The 18443-nt window shown below is 58.8% G+C and carries 13 protein-coding genes and 1 pseudogene; 6 read left to right on the top strand and 8 right to left on the bottom strand.

Annotation, left to right across the window (positions count from 1 at the left end; all coding sequences use genetic code 11):
• Positions 1–318: 318 nt before the first annotated feature.
• From mfd to CES87_RS17695, 3 genes are read left to right on the top strand one after another with little or no spacing between them, the layout of a single operon-like run.
• Positions 319–3768 carry a transcription-repair coupling factor gene (gene mfd / locus CES87_RS17705; protein ID WP_128607139.1) on the top strand — a complete coding sequence of 1150 codons (3450 nt, stop codon included), beginning with the start codon at positions 319–321 and terminating at the stop codon, positions 3766–3768.
• Positions 3769–3778: 10 nt separating this feature from the next.
• Complete coding sequence (locus tag CES87_RS17700; protein ID WP_128607138.1) at positions 3779–4360, top strand: CsiV family protein; 582 nt, start codon at positions 3779–3781, stop codon at positions 4358–4360.
• Between the two features lie 10 nt (positions 4361–4370).
• Entirely contained in the window at positions 4371–7064 is a 2694-nt protein-coding gene (locus tag CES87_RS17695) for a DEAD/DEAH box helicase (RefSeq protein WP_128607137.1), read from the top strand.
• Positions 7065–7204: 140 nt separating this feature from the next.
• Here CES87_RS17695 and CES87_RS17690 read toward each other — a convergent pair whose 3' ends face one another.
• A complete protein-coding gene (locus CES87_RS17690; protein ID WP_256590956.1) occupies positions 7205–9970 on the bottom strand; it encodes a DEAD/DEAH box helicase in 2766 nt (921 codons plus the stop codon).
• Between the two features lie 255 nt (positions 9971–10225).
• Here CES87_RS17690 and CES87_RS33220 point away from each other — a divergent pair, with 255 nt between their 5' ends.
• A complete protein-coding gene (locus tag CES87_RS33220; RefSeq protein ID WP_256590955.1) occupies positions 10226–10513 on the top strand; it encodes a hypothetical protein in 288 nt (95 codons plus the stop codon).
• A gap of 44 nt (positions 10514–10557) precedes the next feature.
• Here the strand turns inward: CES87_RS33220 and CES87_RS17685 are convergent, their stop codons facing one another.
• The 3 genes from CES87_RS17685 to CES87_RS17675 form a co-directional block, all read right to left on the bottom strand.
• On the bottom strand, positions 10558–11295 hold the full coding sequence (locus CES87_RS17685) for an S-methyl-5'-thioinosine phosphorylase (RefSeq protein WP_128607135.1): 738 nt from the start codon (positions 11293–11295) through the stop codon (positions 10558–10560).
• 12 nt (positions 11296–11307) lie between these two features.
• Complete coding sequence (nagZ, locus tag CES87_RS17680; protein ID WP_178081436.1) at positions 11308–12306, bottom strand: beta-N-acetylhexosaminidase; 999 nt, start codon at positions 12304–12306, stop codon at positions 11308–11310.
• 170 nt (positions 12307–12476) lie between these two features.
• The gene (locus CES87_RS17675) at positions 12477–13184 is read right to left on the bottom strand and encodes a TetR/AcrR family transcriptional regulator (RefSeq protein WP_007974041.1); all 708 of its coding nucleotides are present in this window, start codon (positions 13182–13184) and stop codon (positions 12477–12479) included.
• Positions 13185–13413: 229 nt separating this feature from the next.
• On the opposite strand from CES87_RS17675, the gene lexA reads away from it, so the two are divergent.
• Positions 13414–14022 carry a transcriptional repressor LexA gene (gene lexA, locus CES87_RS17670; protein ID WP_128607133.1) on the top strand — a complete coding sequence of 203 codons (609 nt, stop codon included), beginning with the start codon at positions 13414–13416 and terminating at the stop codon, positions 14020–14022.
• A gap of 10 nt (positions 14023–14032) precedes the next feature.
• Positions 14033–14509: an SOS-induced cell division inhibitor SulA gene (sulA, locus tag CES87_RS17665; RefSeq protein ID WP_128607132.1), complete on the top strand. Its 477-nt coding sequence runs from the start codon at positions 14033–14035 to the stop codon at positions 14507–14509.
• Between the two features lie 93 nt (positions 14510–14602).
• Here sulA and CES87_RS17660 read toward each other — a convergent pair whose 3' ends face one another.
• From CES87_RS17660 to topA, 4 genes and pseudogenes are all read right to left on the bottom strand, one after another.
• Entirely contained in the window at positions 14603–14836 is a 234-nt protein-coding gene (locus CES87_RS17660; protein WP_046041430.1) for a hypothetical protein, read from the bottom strand.
• Positions 14837–14990: 154 nt separating this feature from the next.
• The gene (locus CES87_RS17655; RefSeq protein WP_128607131.1) at positions 14991–15515 is read right to left on the bottom strand and encodes a DUF6586 family protein; all 525 of its coding nucleotides are present in this window, start codon (positions 15513–15515) and stop codon (positions 14991–14993) included.
• 280 nt (positions 15516–15795) lie between these two features.
• Positions 15796–16020, bottom strand: coding sequence for a hypothetical protein (locus CES87_RS33215; RefSeq protein WP_256590962.1), 225 nt, complete (start codon positions 16018–16020; stop codon positions 15796–15798).
• 63 nt (positions 16021–16083) lie between these two features.
• Positions 16084–18422, bottom strand: a pseudogene (gene topA, locus CES87_RS17650) (type I DNA topoisomerase); the annotation flags it as partial.
• Between the last annotated feature and the right edge of the window lie 21 nt (positions 18423–18443).

Raw genomic sequence — 18443 nt, 5'->3', positions numbered from 1 at the left:
GTGTAGCAATGCGCGCTTGTCGCACTGCCCGTAACAAATTTCCGTTCAAAAAAATCGCGCTGCGCTGAAGCCCAATAAAACCGGGGCCTCCAGCATCGTCAATTTTTTGTGGATAGCGCCCCCTTGTCCGTAACCATCCGTAACACCGGCTCGTTTTGCCACTACATAATCAGTGATTTCCGCTAAATAACGGCCTGATTTTGTCATTACCACTACATTTCGCTCCACCCGCGTAATAGACACATCTGCAACTGACAGCCGGCACCCGAGACCGCTACAATTACCGACTTTGTCGCAACGCTTGGAGCTCAACCTTCCGTGCCCGTTCTGCGTCTACCGCATCTCCCTGCCGCGGCAGGTAAACAGCACTGGGGCAACCTGCCCGGTGCTTCCCTGAGCCTGGCCATTGCCGAGGCCGCCAGCGCTGCCAAGCGCTTTACCCTGCTGCTGACCGCCGATAGCCAAAGTGCTGAACGGCTGGAACAGGAGCTGGGTTTCTTTGCGCCGGATTTGCCTGTACTGCATTTCCCCGACTGGGAAACCCTGCCCTACGATCTGTTCTCGCCGCACCAGGACATCATTTCCCAGCGCATTGCGAGCCTGTATCGACTGCCGGAACTGGAGCACGGCGTGCTGGTGGTGCCGATCACCACCGCCCTGCACCGCCTGGCGCCGACCAAATTCCTGCTCGGCAGCAGTCTGGTGCTGGACGTCGGCCAGAAGCTCGACGTCGAGCAGATGCGCACCCGGCTTGAAGCCACCGGTTATCGCTATGTCGATACCGTGTACGAGCATGGCGAATTCACCGTACGCGGATCCTTGATCGATCTGTTCCCGATGGGCAGCAAGTTGCCTTATCGCATCGACCTGTTCGACGACGAAATCGAAACCCTGCGCACCTTCGATCCGGAGAACCAGCGCTCCATCGATAAGGTCGACTCGGTCAAGCTGTTACCGGCCAAGGAATTTCCGCTGCAGAAAGAAGCCGTGACCCGCTTCAAGGCGCGGTTCCGCGAGCGCTTCGATGTCGACTTCCGCCGCTGCCCTATCTTCCAGGACTTGAGCAGCGGGATTACCCCGGCCGGCATCGAGTACTACCTGCCGCTGTTCTTCGAGGAAACCTCGACGCTGTTCGATTACCTGCCCCAGGACACGCAAGTGTTTTCCTTGCCGGGCATCGAGCAGGCCGCGGAAAACTTCTGGAACGACGTGCGCAATCGCTATGAAGAACGTCGCGTCGATCCATCCCGTCCATTATTGCCGCCCGCCGAGCTGTTCCTGCCGGTGGAAGACTGCTTCGCGCGCCTGAAAAACTGGCCACGGGTGGTGGCAAGCCAACAGGACGTGGAAAGCGGCTCCGGCCGTGAGCGTTTCCCCGCGCGGGAGTTGCCGAACCTGGCCATCGAAGCCAAGGCCACCCAGCCGTTGGCCGCGCTGTCGAGCTTCCTCGACGAATTCCCCGGACGCGTGCTGTTTACCGCCGAATCCGCGGGCCGGCGCGAAGTGCTGCTGGAACTGCTGGAGCGCCTGAAAATACGGCCGAAGACCGTCGATAGCTGGCCGGACTTTGTCGCCGGCAAGGAACGCCTGGCGATCACCATCGCGCCGCTGGATGAAGGTTTGCTGCTGGACGATCCGGCCCTGGCACTGGTTGCCGAAAGTCCGCTGTTCGGTCAGCGCGTGATGCAACGCCGTCGCCGCGAGAAACGCGCCGACGCCAACAACGACGCCGTCATCAAGAACCTCACCGAGCTGCGCGAAGGCGCACCGGTGGTGCATATCGATCACGGTGTGGGTCGTTACCTCGGCCTCGCGACTCTGGAAATCGACAGCCAGGTCGCCGAATTCCTCGCCCTGGAATACGCCGAGGGCGCCAAGCTCTATGTGCCGGTGGCCAACCTGCATTTGATCGCGCGCTACACCGGCAGCGACGATGCCCTGGCCCCGCTGCACCGTCTCGGCTCCGAGACCTGGCAGAAAGCCAAGCGCAAGGCTGCTGAGCAAGTGCGTGACGTCGCGGCGGAGCTGCTCGACATCTATGCCCGCCGCGCCGCCCGCGAAGGCTATGCATTTGCCGACCCGAAAGCCGATTACGTTACGTTCAGCGCCGGATTCCCGTTCGAAGAAACCCCCGACCAGCAAACCACCATCGAAGCCGTGCGCGAAGACATGCTCGCGCCAAAACCGATGGATCGCCTGGTGTGCGGCGATGTCGGCTTCGGCAAGACCGAAGTGGCGATGCGCGCGGCATTTATCGCAGTGCACGGTGGTCGTCAGGTCGCCATTCTGGTGCCGACCACCCTGCTGGCCCAGCAACACTACAACAGCTTCCGCGACCGCTTCGCCGACTGGCCGGTAACTGTGGAAGTGATGAGCCGTTTCAAATCGACCAAGGAAGTGAACGCTGCGGTCGCGGACCTGGCTGAAGGCAAGATCGACATCGTCATCGGCACGCACAAGCTGCTGCAGGACGATGTAAAAATCAAAAACCTGGGCCTTGTGATCATCGACGAAGAGCACCGTTTTGGTGTGCGCCAGAAAGAACAGCTCAAAGCCCTGCGCAGCGAAGTCGACATCCTCACCCTGACCGCCACACCGATTCCGCGCACGCTGAATATGGCGGTGTCGGGCATGCGCGACCTGTCGATCATTGCCACGCCACCGGCCCGTCGCCTGTCCGTACGGACCTTCGTCATGGAGCAGAACAAGCCCACGGTCAAGGAAGCCCTGCTCCGTGAGTTGCTGCGTGGCGGCCAAGTCTACTACCTGCATAACGACGTGAAGACCATCGAGAAATGCGCCGCCGACCTCGCCGAACTGGTGCCGGAAGCGCGGATCGGCATCGGCCACGGGCAGATGCGCGAACGCGATCTCGAACAGGTGATGAGCGACTTCTATCACAAGCGCTTCAACGTGCTGATCGCCTCGACCATCATCGAGACCGGCATCGACGTGCCGAGCGCCAACACCATCATCATCGAGCGTGCCGACAAATTCGGCCTGGCGCAGTTGCACCAGTTGCGCGGCCGGGTCGGGCGCAGTCACCACCAGGCCTACGCCTACCTGCTGACACCGCCGCGTCAGCAAATCACTCCGGACGCAGAAAAGCGCCTGGAAGCGATCGCCAATACCCAGGACCTCGGCGCAGGCTTCGTTCTTGCCACCAATGACCTGGAAATCCGTGGCGCCGGCGAACTGCTTGGCGACGGTCAAAGCGGGCAGATCCAGGCCGTGGGCTTCACGCTTTACATGGAAATGCTCGAGCGCGCCGTGAAGTCGATCCGCAAGGGCGAACAGCCAAACCTCGATCAGCCGCTGGGCGGTGGTCCGGAAGTCAACTTGCGCGTACCGGCGTTGATTCCCGAAGACTACCTGCCGGACGTTCACGCACGCCTGATTCTCTACAAGCGCATCGCCTCGGCCACCGACGAGGACGGCCTCAAGGATCTCCAGGTGGAGATGATCGACCGTTTCGGCCTGTTGCCGGAACCGACCAAAAACCTGATGCGCATTACCGCCCTGAAATTGCAGGCCGAGTTGCTGGGCATCAAGAAAGTCGATGGCGGCCCGCAAGGCGGTCGAGTCGAGTTCGCCGCGCAAACTCCGGTCGACCCGCTGACCCTGATCAAACTGATCCAGAGCCAGCCAAAACGCTACAAATTCGAAGGCGCCACGATGTTCAAGTTCCTGGTCCCGATGGAGCGCCCGGAAGAGCGCTTTAATACTGTAGAGGCGCTATTTGAGCGCCTTATCCCGAAAACTGCTTGAAGGACGCCGCATGCGCCTGTTTCGCTCACTGACCTTGTTGATAACGTCGCTCTTGATGGCGTTGCTCGCCCCTGCGGTGTTTGCTGATGATCTGTATCAGATTGAAATGATTCTGGTGCGACAGAATGCCGTGCCGGCGATTGTCAGCCGTGCAGCGCCGGAAGACTGGGATGCCGGTGCCCAACGCATCAACCCCGACAGCTTGCGCACGCCGAGCCTCAATGGCGAAGTGGAGAAGCTCACTGCCAGCAATGAATACGAGGTGTTGCTGCACAAGACCTGGCAACAGAACCTTGGCGAGGAAGCCACCAAAGTCGCGATCAGCGATGGCAAGGAGCAATTCGGCCAATTTCCGATCGAAGGCACGCTCAGCGTGAAGCTGGGGCGTTTCACCGACGTTGACGCAGACTTCTGGGTCAACCAGATCAGCACTGATGGCCTGGTCACCGCCAGTGAACGCTTGAAGACAGATAGCCATACCAAAAACGGACAGCTGAACTTCCTCGACGCCGGCCATCTCGGCCTGCTGATCAAGATCACCTCGCTGACCGCCCCCGCGCCTCCGCCAGTCCCCGAAGAAATTCCGGACTGATCGAGTCCTTATGTCTGCGACCCTAAGCAAACCCCTGGCACCCTCCTGGGTCAGCCGATTCAAGGAACAGAGCCTGGAGCGCGGCCGCCGCTACGCACTGGAGAATCGCGTCAGGATCGTCGAGGCCGGCGACGCTACGATCATCGCAGCGTGTGAAGGCTCTGGCGGTAACGTTTACCGTCAGACCATTCGCTTGCGAGAGTCGGCCAAAGGCACTTTGCTGATGATCGACGCCACATGCTCCTGCCCGGTCCACAGCAACTGCAAACATTGTGCGGCGGTATTGCTGCAAGTGCAGGAAACCCTCAACTACCCCGCGGCGGCAAAAGACGCCGAGTTGCTGGAAAAACTCCAGGCCGTGCTGGAAAACCGTAGCCCGAAGGCGCCACCGCAAGTGTTGGTGGACAACGTGCAACCGGTACCGCGCCTGTGGCTGGCGAGCATTGAGTTCAGCGCCTTCGAACCGCGCAATGGCCGGATGCAACGCTACATCCAGCACCGCGCAGCCCTGTCCTTCAGCTATCTGGATGAGTACGTATCCGGACAGAAAAACGCCGACATCCTGATTCGTCAGGAGACACAAACGTTACGGATAAAACGCCACCCGGAAGTGGAACAGTCCTACCGGGAACAGCTACGCATACTCGGCTTCAAAATCGCCACCCGGCAAAGCAAGGCCTTGCCGGAAAGCGCCGGTGAACTGTTCGAGATGGTCAATGACAGCGCCTGGCTGACCTTCACCCTGAACGAACTGCCGAAGCTGCGCACCCAAGGCTGGGAGTTGCAGATCAACGAAGACTTCGGTTTCGACCTGACCGCGGTGGACGACTGGTACGCCACGGTCGAACAGGCGCCGGAACGCGACTGGTTCGATCTGGAACTTGGGATCATCGTCAACGGCGAGCGGCTGAGCCTGCTGCCGATCCTGTTGAACCTGATGCGCTCCCACACTGAAATCCTCAACCCGGAACGCCTGGCACGACGTCGCGACGACGAACTGATCCTGGTGAACATCCCCAATCGGCCGAACTCCGAATACGGTCCATTGCAAGTCGCCCTCCCCTTTGGCCGATTGAAGCCAGTGCTGGCGACGCTCGGCGAGTTCTATCTGCAAGAACCCGGCGAAACCACGCTGCGCCTGAGCAAGGCCGACGCTACGCGCCTGAACCCGCTGGAAGACCTGCCGTTGCGCTGGGAAGGTGGCGAACAGATCCGCACCTTTGCCCAACGCCTGCGCGACATCAAGGACTACACCGCCACCGCGCCGGAAGGCCTGAACGCGACACTGCGCCCCTATCAGCTGGAAGGCCTCAGCTGGATGCAGTCGCTGCGGCAATTGGAGGTTGGCGGGATTCTCGCGGATGACATGGGCCTGGGTAAAACCCTGCAAACTTTGGCACACGTTCTTTGCGAGAAAAACGCCGGACGCCTCGACCGTCCTTGCATGGTGGTGATGCCTACCAGCCTGATCCCCAACTGGCTCGACGAAGCAGCGCACTTCACGCCGCAGCTCAAAGTACTGGCGCTTTATGGTGCCAGTCGCAAAAAGCATTTTGAGAGCCTGGCGGATTACGACCTGATCCTGACCACCTACGCGCTGCTGCCCAAGGACGTCGAACGCCTGGCCGCCCAGCCGCTGCACATACTGGTACTGGATGAAGCGCAATACATTAAGAACCCGGGCAGCAAAGCCGCGCAGGCCGCCCGCGAGCTGAACGCCCGCCAGCGTTTGTGCTTGAGTGGAACGCCTCTGGAAAACCACTTGGGCGAGCTGTGGTCGCTGTTTCACTTCCTGCTGCCGGGCTGGCTCGGCGATGTGAAAAGCTTCAACCGCGATTACCGCGTGCCGATTGAAAAGCGCACCAGCGAAGTACGACTTCAACACCTCAATGGTCGGATCAAACCTTTCCTGTTGCGTCGGACCAAGGAACAAGTGGCCACCGAGCTGCCACCGAAAACCGAGATCATTCATTGGGTGGACCTCAACGAGGCCCAGCGCGACGTGTACGAAACCATGCGCCTGGCCATGGACAAGAAAGTCCGCGACGAGATCACCCGCAAGGGTGTGGCCCGCAGCCAGATCATCATCCTCGAGGCGCTGCTAAAACTGCGTCAAGTGTGCTGCGATTTGCGCCTGGTCAACGATGCCACCCTGCCAGCTCGCGGCAGCACATCAGGCAAGCTCGACAGCCTGATGGAAATGCTCGAAGAGTTGTTTGACGAAGGCCGGCGAATCCTGTTGTTCTCGCAATTCACTTCAATGCTGTCCTTGATTGAAGACGAACTGAACAAACGTGGTGTGGCTTATGCACTACTGACCGGTCAGACCCGCGACCGCCGCGCGCCAGTGAAGGACTTTCAGAGCGGTAAACGTCAGATCTTTCTGATCAGCCTGAAGGCCGGTGGCGTCGGCCTGAACCTGACGGAAGCAGACACCGTGATTCATTACGACCCGTGGTGGAACCCGGCGACAGAAAATCAGGCGACCGACCGCGCCTATCGCATCGGCCAGGAAAAACCGGTATTCGTCTACAAGCTGATCGCGCGCGGTACGGTGGAAGAGAAGATTCAGCATCTGCAGAAAGAAAAATCCGACCTTGCGGCGGGGGTATTGGATGGGCGCCAGGCCGGGGACTGGAAACTGCAGAACGATGATATCGAGGCGCTGTTTGCGCCGTTGCCAGATAAGCTGGAGAAGCGCTGAGATTGCGGCGCCAGGTAGATCGCTTTCCCTGTAGGAGCGAGCTCGCTCGCGATGATCTAGAGAATGCCGCGTTTATCCAGGAAACACGCGCTTTCGTTAACGACCATCGCGAGCAAGCTCGCTCCTACAGGTGCGCGCGATCAGGACTTGGTAGCAGGCAACGGCGCAAACAGCGCCTCAATATCACTCTGCTCAAGTTTCCACCCGCCGGTCGTTCCGCCCTCAAGCACTGCCACGGCCAGCGCCGCCTTCTCTTGTTGCAGTGCCTGAATTTTTTCTTCCACCGTACCGCGCGCGATCAACTTGTAAACAAACACCGGCTTATCCTGACCGATCCTGTAAGCACGGTCCGTCGCCTGGTTTTCAACCGCCGGATTCCACCATGGATCGAAGTGGATCACCGTGTCTGCCGCCGTCAAGTTCAGTCCCGTGCCACCGGCCTTCAGACTGATCAGAAACAACGGGACTTTGCCGTCCTGGAAGTCTTTGACGGGTGTACGTCGATCCGTGGTTTCGCCCGTCAACAACGAATAGCCAATACCCCGCTGCTGCAATTCTTCCTCGATCAACGCCAGCATCGAGGTGAACTGCGAGAACATTAAAATCTTGCGTCCTTCAGTGAGCAACTCTTCGAGCATTTCCATCAAGCCGCTCAGCTTGCCGCTACCCGCGCGCAGTGCTTTGGCCGTAAGCGGCATCTTGATCAACCGCAAATCGCAGCACACCTGACGCAACTTCAGCAAAGCATCGAGAATGATGATTTGGCTGCGCGCAACGCCGCTACGGGCAATTTCCTCGCGCACCTTCTTGTCCATCGCTACACGGACGGTTTCATAAACGTCCCGCTGCCCATCGCTGAGTTCAACCCAATGCACAATCTCTGTTTTCGGCGGCAACTCGGTGGCGACTTGCTCTTTCTTGCGACGCAGCAAAAAGGGCTTTATCCGCGCCGTCAGGTGATGCATCCGTTCGCTATCACCGCGTTTCTCGATAGGGGTACGGTAATCACGATTGAAGGTTTTACTGTCGCCAAGCCAGCCGGGCAACAGGAAGTGAAACAGTGACCAGAGCTCGCCGAGGTGATTTTCCAGCGGTGTGCCGGACAGGCACAAACGCTGCCGGGCCTCCAGATCCCTTGCAGCTTGTGCGGCCTTGCTGATTGGATTCTTGATGTTCTGCGCCTCATCAAGGATCAGCACGCTCCAGACTTGCGGCTTAAGAACCTCAAGATCTCGCGGCAACAACGCGTAGGTGGTCAGCACCAGATCGTATTCGGCAAGGTTGACGAAGTCCTTCTGCCGCGTGGTGCCATGCAGCGCCAGGACTTTCAATTGCGGAGTGAAACGCGCGGCCTCATCGAGCCAATTGGGAATGAGGCTGGTCGGCATCACCGCAAGAGCCGGCAGATCGAGTCGGCCAGCCTGTTTTTCCACTAGCAGATGAGCCAGGGTTTGCAGAGTCTTGCCCAAGCCCATATCGTCGCCGAGGATACCGCCGACCTCAAGCTCACGAAGGGTTTGCATCCAGTTCAAACCTTCGAGCTGATAGGGACGCAACGTGGCGTTGAGGCCTTGCGGAGCAGCCACGTTTTGATGAGTCGACTCACGCAAGCGTTTGGCGAAACCACGCAGGCGCTCGCCGCCCTGCCAGACCAGCGGCAGGCCATCCAACTCACTCAAGCGTGCTGCGTCAGGGCCGTTCAAACGTAATGAGGCGCCGACGCTTTCATTCAAATACAACTCGCCTAGCGTGGCCATCAACGGCTTGATCCGCCCCAGCGACAGCGCAACTTTCAGGCCTGGTCTGGCACCCAACTGCCCACTGTTGAGATCGATCAGTACGAGCTCATCATCGTCACGCAAGGCCATCTCTTTCGGGTTCAACAGTTGCGGCTGTCTGCGCAACAACTGCAACAGGATAGGCAGCAGACTATGGCGCTCGCCATTGACCACGACGCCTAACTGCAGGTCGAACCACTCACGACCCGGAGACTCCTCGACATCGGCGTACCATTCTTCTACTGGCTGCAGGTTGAAATGAAAGCCGTCATTGATATGGATCTGCCAATTGGCCTCTCTGAGCGCCGGTATGCCAGTTTGCACAAAGCCCAGCCATGCCGAGTCATCCGGCAAATCGAACATTTCACCTGCGCTATCGGGTAGTGCATCACTTTTACGCGTGGCTTTTTTCAAGCCTTGTTTTTGCAAGGCCAGACGCAAGGCCTTTTCGGCAGCGGGTTTGCGCTGAATGCGCAGGGTTTCAGTGCCGGAAAGAATCAGCACTTCCGCGGATTTCTTGTCTGTTGCGATGTGGCCGCTGTAAGTGAACGCGAGCGCGGCGCGGTGCTCAGGTTCGTAATTCCAGTTTCTGTAACGATTGGTACTTGCTAGCGTCAAGATGGCTTGGGGTTCGATGTCGTCGACGATCCGCTCGGTCAATGCATGCGGTGGAGGCACGACGCGAGTCGCTGCACCCATACGATGGCTGAACTGCGTCGCCTGGCGCGCCGGAATGTCAGGAACCAATGACAAATGGCAGGCCAGTTTTTCGTCCATTTCACTTTGTAGCAGTCCAACCTCCATCCGTTCGCGGTCCAGATAGTACAAAGGCTCCAGTGCAAGAATCGTTTCTTCGCACACTTGCTCGCTACGCCATTGAGGGCGAAAGCTGCCGCTGACTTGCTCGGCCCAGGCAAACTGCGCAGACCTGCTCGCCCCTGCTACCAGTGGCTGCGATTTTTCGAAGTCCAGAAATAACCTTGAGGTTTTCAATGCCAACTGCAGGACTTCGGCACCGCTGCTGCCTTGCAGCGGGTAACCGCTGTAAAACGAATGGTAGGAGTGGATGGCGACCAGCAATCTGGCAATGCGCAAGTCTAGCTCGGTCAGATAGGCTGGCTCTCGCATCAGCGCTTCCGAAGGCGAGCCCACCGATCTGATGTCCGCCAGCCGGCCATCCTTGAGCTGACGGGCCTTGTGTATTTCCAGTAACCACTTACCAGCAGTCGATGTTGCCTTGAGTTTGTATACCCAGCACGCGCCGTTGCTTTGAACAGCCCCATCGTGACGGACGGCCTGATGAGGAATATCGTTAAGCCAACGTTCTAAATCACGATTAAGCTGGACCGGAGCATCACCCTTGAACGAGTCTGCCGGGAGCTCTTGCAAACTCAAAAGTACGGTTGCGCAGTGCTTGCAATTCATCATGACGGGACACGAGCAGCTGCAGTACAGTGCGAAATTGCCGCTAAGGTCTTCGATGAGTTCAATGACCTGTTGATAGACATTCCCTTGGGAGCCTTTGCAGGTCGCACTAATTGTGAAGTCGTTCAGGTCGTGAATCTGGACTCGATCCTGGTGGGCGTACCGGCGCGCCTTGTCCAGCGCGCGATGACTGAACTCATCCTCCCACGGCAACTGATGTATTTGCTCAATGATTGTCGGCATTAAATCTAGGCTTCTGGAAATGATTGGAGTTTTGGCGCTACCAAGGCTTAGCCCTTGAGCACCCGCGCCAACGTCGACTTCACCTTGCCCATCCCGTCATGCAACGCCTGCTCGATCTCGGCCATGGTAATCACCGCCGTCGACTTGCCTGCCGCCGGGTTCACCACCAGCGCCAGACAGGCGTATTCCAGCTCCAGTTCTCGGGCCAGGGCCGCTTCCGGCATCCCGGTCATGCCGACGATGTCGCAACCGTCACGTTCCAGGCGCGCGATTTCAGCGACGGTTTCCAATCGTGGGCCCTGGGTGCAGGCATACACGCCGTGACTGCTGTAACCAACGCTTTCAGCCGCCAGTGCCGCGATCAATTGCTGACGCAACGGCTCGCTGTATGGAAAGCTGAAATCGATGTGCGTGACCTGTTCCAGATCATCGGCAAAATAAGTGTGTTGGCGACCGCTGGTGTAGTCGATCAGCTGATGCGGCACGCAAAAATGCCCAGTGCCCATCGCTGAGTGGATTCCACCTACGGCGTTGACTGCAAGAATCGCCTCGGCCCCGGCCTGTTTCAGTGCCCAGAGGTTGGCGCGGTAATTCACCTGATGCGGCGGGAAACGGTGCGGATGGCCGTGACGAGCGAGAAACAGCACTTCCTTGCCGGCATACTCGCCGATCTGCACTTCGGCCGAGGGCGCGCCGTAAGGAGTGTCGACTGCCAAAGACTGACGAATGCTCAGGCCTTCGAGTTGAGTCAGGCCGGTACCACCGATAATCGCGTAAACCGTCATAACGAACAGTCCTTAATCAATCAATTGAGCTTCTTTGAGCGCGCCGACGGCTACCAGCCAGCGCGGATCTTGACGGTATTCGGTGTTTGCAAACGACTGACCGCGCATCCGCGCGATACGTTCAGATGGCTTGACCTTCAGGCGTTGCGCGGCGCTCAGAGCCAGTTCGGCGGCCGCACGATCGTTGCACACCAGCCCCATGTCGCAACCGGCGGTCAGTGCCGCTTCAATGCGGCTGGCGGCATCGCCCACCACGTGAGCGCCTGCCATGGACAGGTCGTCGCTGAAAATCACACCGTCGAATTGCAGTTCGCCACGCAGGATGTCCTGCAACCAGCGACGGGAAAAACCGGCGGGTTGGGAATCGACTTGCGGATAAATAACGTGAGCCGGCATGACGGCGGCCAGTTGCTTGCTCAACCTGGCGAATGGCACCAGATCGTTGGCACGGATTTCGTCGAGGCTACGCTCGTCGTTCGGGATCGCCACATGCGAATCCGCCTCGGCCCAGCCATGGCCGGGAAAATGCTTGCCGGTGGCGGCCATGCCTGCGCTGTTCATGCCGCGGATGAATGCCCCAGCCAGCAGCGCGGCACGCTCCGGATGGCCTTCGAACGAACGGCTGCCGACTACAGCGCTGCGCTGGTAATCAAGGTCCAGGACCGGGGCGAAACTCAGATCGAGACCGACGGCAAGCACTTCGGTGGCCATGATCCAGCCACATTGCTCGGCTAGATATTCGGCATTCGTGTTGTCGGCAATGGCACGCATGGCGGGCAGCCGCACGAAGCCCTGACGCAGGCGCTGAACCCGCCCGCCTTCCTGATCCACCGCCAACAGCAGATCGGGACGAATGGCGCGGATCGCCGCACTCAACTCACGAACCTGACGCGGGTGTTCGATGTTACGGGCGAAAATAATCAGACCGCCCACTTCAGGTTGACGCAACAATTGGCGATCTTCAGCCGTCAGCCAGGTACCGGCGACGTCCACCATCAACGAGCCTTGCAGGCCAGCAGTCATAGAGATTCCTTGATATCGATAAACGCGGCCCACACGAATTCGCCGCCGAGGGCAATGCCCGGCAGGACGGCGATATCAATGGGGTGCAGGTTCAGAACGAGAGTCGGCATGGGCGGCTAGCTTAGCGGATGTCAGCTGCCGCGCCCACCCGTGTGCGGTCAAACCTTGGCGGCAACCGGTGTCGATTTACTACGCGGACGCAGTTGCGCGGTGGCCATGGCCGTGTCAGTGACGCCGGATTCGGCACGCATGCCGGCCGCGAGGAACGGCACCATCAGACGCATGACTTGCTCGATGGAGGTGTTCACCCCGAAGTCGGTTTCGGCAATCGCACGCAGCGCCTTGATGCCGGACATGCTGAACGCGGCCGCACCGAGCATGAAGTGCACGCGCCAGAACAATTCGATAGGCGGAATGCGCGGCGCGGCCTCGTTGACCAGCATCATGTAGCGGCGAAACACCTTACCGTACATGTCTTCCAGATAACGACGCAAATGCCCCTGGCTCTGACTGAAGGCCAGGCCCAGCAAACGCATGAAGATAGACAGATCGTTGCCGCTGCGCGGCTGCACCACCAGGGCCTGTTCGACCAGGATTTCCAGTAGTTCTTCGAGGGTGGGCTTGATTTCAGGCTTGGCCTGGCGCCGCTCCAGCTCTTTATCGAGACTGATGCAGAACGGCCCGAGAAAACGCGAAAAGACAGCTTGAATCAGCGCCTTTTTCGATCCGAAATGGTAGTTCACCGCAGCAAGATTGACACCGGCCTTGCTGGTGATCAGGCGCAACGAGGTTTCAGCAAAACCTTTTTCCGCGAACAATTGCTCGGCAGCATCGAGTATGCGTTCAACGGTTTCCGACTGGGCCATGACTACTCCGCCTGACAAACACTTGTTTGAAACATACGTTTCAGCCTGTGCGTTGTCAAGTCTGGCAGTTCGTTTCGGGAATGGTCGGTCAGACATTTAACCATACAACCGCAAAGCTTCAATAAGAAGGCTGTTCGACCGTCCGGCGGCGGGCAAAAAAACGGGCATTGCCAAGACCGCTCTACTGTATATAATCCCAGTCACTGTATAAAAAAACAGAGCGATCAATATGCTAAAGCTGACGCCACGCCAAGCCGAGATTCTGGCCTTCATCAAACGCTGCCTGGAAGACAACGGCTACCCGCCGACCCGCGCGGAAATCGCTCAGGAACTGGGTTTCAAATCGCCCAACGCGGCGGAAGAACACCTTAAGGCACTGGCCCGCAAGGGCGCGATCGAAATGACTCCTGGTGCGTCCCGCGGGATCCGCATTCCCGGCTTCGAGACCAAGACCGATGATTCGACCCTGCCCATCATTGGCCGAGTAGCGGCCGGCGCACCGATCCTCGCCCAGCAACACGTCGAAGAGTCCTGCAACATCAATCCTTCCTTCTTTCATCCGCGCGCAGACTACCTCCTGCGAGTGCATGGCATGAGCATGAAGGACGTGGGTATTTTCGACGGCGACCTGCTTGCAGTCCATACCACCCGTGAGGCCCGCAATGGCCAAATCGTGGTTGCACGGATCGGCGACGAAGTGACCGTCAAACGCTTCAAGCGTGACGGCAGCAAGGTCTGGCTGTTGGCCGAAAACCCCGAATTTGCCCCTATCGAAGTGAACCTTAAAGATCAGGAACTGGTGATCGAAGGCTTGAGTGTCGGCGTTATTCGCCGCTAAAGGAGGCTTTATGCAGTTCCCACACACATCACAGCAAGCCCAATTGCCATTGCTGTTCGAGGCATTCCTGGCGCCGCCACTGGCGCCGATCCTGAAAGAAGTGGTCGAGTCGCCCTGGAGCGCCGAACCCGAAGTCTTCAGCGAATTGTCTCTGCGTGGTGCGGCCGGGAACTGCCTGAACCTTCTGGCTCCAATCCTCAGGGAGCTGAGCGAGGATCAGGATGCGCGCTGGCTGACGTTGATCGCCCCTCCCGCGAGCCTGACTCAGGCCTGGTTGAGGGACGCCGGCCTCAATCGCGAACGCATCTTGCTACTGCAACCTCGCGGAACCCAGAGCGCCCAGCAACTGACCTGCGAAGCCCTTCGTCTTGGTCGCAGTCATACGGTCGTCAGCTGGCTCAAACCGCTGAGCACAACTTCGCGGCAACAGTTAATCAGCGCCGCCCGGGCCGGGAACGCTCAAAGCTTGAATATTCGATTGGGTTAACTGGCAAGTACGGCGCACGCTGAACAGCGCGGGGCTTCTCGAAGGATGAGAAGCCGATTTCCAGAGGTATTCGTAAAGATAGACGGACGGGTATCAATGAAGAACCCGCGACCCCTCTTCCTTGTCGAACTCACCCTCAACCAGACGTCCGGCCATCTGAACACCGACGCTCAACATCGCTTTGGCGACTTCTACGTGCTGGCCTTGCAAGAATGCTTTGGCGTCCTCGGAGAAATCCAAAGTAACCAGAGAACCTTCGTCCTCAGCCCTGCGCAGCTCGATACGGCCGTCTGGCAACTCGACAATTTCTAGAAAGGACGTTGGCATAAAGGTTTGTTCTCCACGAAAGGCAGCGATTATATAGGCATCAGCCATGCTTCGCTCGAGATCTTGACCAGATGCCATCACGAAGAGAAATATCTGACAACGCTCTTCCCTGAACCGACAGCCTTCCATGTAGTCCGTCAAAACACTCAGTCCTTTAACACTCGTTCAATCCTTCGCGAAAACGAATCGCAAGGCTTTTGAGGTTCTGACGCCAACTCTCCAGCTCCTCACGACTCAGTTCCTGAGGCGCGTCCTCTTCATCCAGGTTTACTGCCAGGATCAGCGGCTGCGTCACGTCGCCCTTTGGTTTGTGCGGAGCCCGTGGCGGCTGAAACAGCGCGGCATGAGCCGCCAGCAGCTTGGCCAGCCAGGTTTCCGGATTGTTGGCCAGTTCGACCATCTCGGCCATTTCAGGAATGGCGATGCTTTCCAGCACTTCCCGAGTCAGCAGCAATTCTGCCCGGGACGCATTAGCCTGGGGCAAACGATAGAAACCGGCGATTTCATGACACAGCCCCAGCAACGCCCCGTACAGGTGGAACAATGCCGATTCGCGGCCAGCCTGAATCAGCGCCAGGGAATTCATCGCCCGGCCCTCTTCGGCCCTGGCGAGTGCTTCCAGCGACAGGCCGGCGAAATAAATCTTCTGGTTGGTACGGGTATAGAGTTCGTGGGCCATGACGGCAGCCTCCACAACGAAATGATGCTTCACACAGGTCAGACAGTGTCGTGGATCACCCAAGCCGACCGCAAGCGGCTTTCACCACTATCTACCCCTTGTAGGAGCGAGCATGCTCGCGATGGTCGTGAACGATAATGCGTAAAGCCAGATGCCCCGCGGCGCCCCTGGGTTTTTCGCGAGCAGGCTCGCTCCTACAGAGGGCGTATCAGACATGAATAACAAAAAGGCCGCATGAAAACCCGAGGGTTCTCATGCGGCCTTTTCTGTTCAGCGCCTGTTAAGACTTCGCGGCGGGCCGCTTGTCCTCAACAGTCCACTTGCCGCCGTCGTAATACGCTTTCCAGCCAGTCGGCTTACCGTCGACTTCTGTCTGCACGTATTGCTCTTTGGTCTTGCGGCTGTAGCGGATCACGGCAGGGAGGCCGTCCGGATCTTTCTTCGGAGCTTCACAAAGGAAGTGGTACTTCGGATCGATCTCATCCTTGTGCGGGATGATTTCCATGACCAGCGGAGCGCGGGTCTCGCGGTTTTTCGGGAACTGGCTGGCCGCCAGGAACAGGCCGGAAGCACCGTCGCGCAGGATATAAGTGTCGTTGACCTTTTCGCATTTCAGCTCAGGCATCTTCACCGGGTCCATCTTCGGCGGCGCCGCGTCACCGCTCTTCAGCAGTTTGCGGGTGTTCTTGCAGGTCGCGTTAGTGCATCCGAAGAACTTGCCGAAACGGCCAGTCTTGAGCTGCATCTCGCTGCCGCACTTGTCGCATTCCAGGCTTGGACCTTCATAGCCCTTGATGCGATAGACACCCTCTTCGATTTCATAGCCGTCGCAATCCGGGTTGTTACCGCAGATGTGCAGCTTGCGCTTCTCGTCGAGCAGGTAGGCGTCCATCGCCGTACTGCAGATCGGGCAGCGATGCTTGCCACGCAGTACCAGCGATTCCGACTCACCCTCGTCGTCCGCAGCGATCTCATCGCCCGGCACCAGGTTGACGGTAGCCTTGCAGCGTTCTTTCGGAGGCAGGCTGTAGCCCGAGCAGCCGAGGAACACGCCGGTCGACGCGGTACGAATCTGCATCGGACGGCCACAGGTCTGGCACGGAATATCGGTCATCACCGGCTGGTTGGCACGCATGCCGTTATCCGGGCTCTCCGCCACCTCGAGCTTCTTCTTGAAGTCGCCGTAGAACTCGTCGAGCACGTTTTTCCAGTCGCGCTCGCCCTGGGCCACGTCATCGAGATGCTCTTCCATGCCGGCGGTGAAGCCGTAGTCCATGAGATTGGAGAAGCTTTCGGCCAGACGCTCGGTGACGATGTCGCCCATCTTTTCCGAATAGAAACGACGGTTGTGCAGCGCCACATAGCCGCGATCCTGAATGGTCGAAATGATCGCCGCGTAGGTCGAAGGACGACCGATGCCGCGTTTTTCCATTTCTTTAACCAGGCTGGCTTCCGAGTAACGCGCCGGTGGCTTGGTGAAGTGCTGGGTCGGATCAAGCTTGATCAGCTTCATCGCGTCGCCCTGGGCCATGTCCGGCAGTACATCGTCATCGCCCGGCTTGGCGATCTGCGGCATGACGCGGGTGTAACCGTCGAACTTGAGGATACGGCCCTTGGCGCGCAACTCGAAGTCGCCAGCACCTACGGTGACCGTGGTCGACAGGTATTGCGCCGGCAGCATCTGGCAAGCGAGGAACTGGCGCCAGATCAGCTCGTAGAGCCGCTCTGCATCACGCTCCATGCCCGACAGCTTGCTCGGCTCGGTGTTGGCGTCGGACGGACGAATCGCTTCGTGAGCCTCTTGTGCGCCTTCCTTGCTGCTGTAGACGTTCGGGTTTCCGGCAGGTACTTCTTGCCGAACTCGCCTTCAATATAGGTACGCGCCATCGCCACGGCATCGGCCGAGAGGTTGGTGGAGTCGGTACGCATATAAGTGATGTAGCCGGCTTCGTACAAACGCTGGGCCATCATCATGGTTTTCTTCACACCGAAGCCCAGGCGGTTGCTCGCAGCCTGCTGCAGGGTGGAAGTGATGAACGGTGCCGACGGCTTGCTGCTGGTCGGTTTGTCTTCACGCTTGACGATGCTGTAGCTGGAAGCCTTGAGCTTCTCCAGCGCGGCCATGGCCTGGGTTTCGTTGAGCGGCTTGAATGCTTCGCCCTTCTCGCGAGCGACGTCGAAACGCACGGTCGCGCCTTTGGCGCTGCCGAGGTCGGCGTGAATTTCCCAGTACTCTTCCGGGATGAACGCGCGAATCTCACGCTCACGCTCGACCACCAGCTTCACCGCAACCGACTGCACGCGGCCGGCGGACAGGCCACGGGCGATCTTGGCCCACAACAGCGGCGAAACCATGTAACCCACCACGCGGTCGAGGAAACGACGCGCCTGCTGGGCGTTGACACGATCGATATCCAGCTCGCCTGGCCGGGAGAAGGCTTCCTGAATCGCCTTCTTGGTGATTTCGTTGAACACCACTCGCTTGTAGCGGCTGTCGTCACCACCAATGGCTTCGCGCAGGTGCCAGGCAATGGCTTCCCCCTCGCGATCCAAGTCGGTTGCGAGATAGATGGTGTCAGCATCTTTGGCGAGCCGGCGCAGCTCTTCGATGACCTTTTCCTTGCCCGGAAGGATCTCGTACTTGGCTTTCCAGCCATGATCGGGATCGACTCCCATGCGAGCGACCAGCTGCTTGCGCGCCTTTTCTTTGGGCGACAGTGCCGGCGCTTCGCCCGCAGCAGCCTTGCCGCGCTTGGCGGCTGGCTCTTTGCTGGCGCTAGCCGAACCGCTGGTGGGCAGGTCTCGGATATGGCCGATACTCGACTTCACCACGTATTCGTTGCCCAAATACTTGTTGATGGTCTTGGCCTTAGCCGGGGATTCCACAATGACCAGCGATTTGCCCATGGATCAGAAAATTCCTGAATT

Origin of the sequence: Pseudomonas sp. ERMR1:02 (assembly GCF_002277815.1) — a bacterium.
Lineage (GTDB): Bacteria > Pseudomonadota > Gammaproteobacteria > Pseudomonadales > Pseudomonadaceae > Aquipseudomonas.
Note: the sequence above shows the minus strand (reverse complement) of the source record. Positions and strands in the feature narration are given on the sequence as shown.

Bases quoted from the DNA above. Each gene is read 5' to 3' on its own strand.
- CES87_RS17700 (WP_128607138.1), top strand. From the start codon at position 3,779: ATGCGCCTGTTTCGCTCACTGACCTTGTTGATAACGTCGCTCTTGATG.
- CES87_RS17695 (WP_128607137.1), top strand. From the start codon at position 4,371: ATGTCTGCGACCCTAAGCAAACCCCTGGCACCCTCCTGGGTCAGCCGA.
- CES87_RS17690 (WP_256590956.1), bottom strand. From the start codon at position 9,970: ATGCGAGAGCCAGCCTATCTGACCGAGCTAGACTTGCGCATTGCCAGA.
- CES87_RS17685 (WP_128607135.1), bottom strand. From the start codon at position 11,295: ATGACGGTTTACGCGATTATCGGTGGTACCGGCCTGACTCAACTCGAA.
- CES87_RS17675 (WP_007974041.1), bottom strand. From the start codon at position 13,184: ATGGCCCAGTCGGAAACCGTTGAACGCATACTCGATGCTGCCGAGCAA.
- lexA (WP_128607133.1), top strand. From the start codon at position 13,414: ATGCTAAAGCTGACGCCACGCCAAGCCGAGATTCTGGCCTTCATCAAA.
- sulA (WP_128607132.1), top strand. From the start codon at position 14,033: ATGCAGTTCCCACACACATCACAGCAAGCCCAATTGCCATTGCTGTTC.
- CES87_RS17660 (WP_046041430.1), bottom strand. From the start codon at position 14,836: ATGCCAACGTCCTTTCTAGAAATTGTCGAGTTGCCAGACGGCCGTATC.
- CES87_RS17655 (WP_128607131.1), bottom strand. From the start codon at position 15,515: ATGGCCCACGAACTCTATACCCGTACCAACCAGAAGATTTATTTCGCC.
- CES87_RS33215 (WP_256590962.1), bottom strand. From the start codon at position 16,020: ATGGAAATCATCCCGCACAAGGATGAGATCGATCCGAAGTACCACTTC.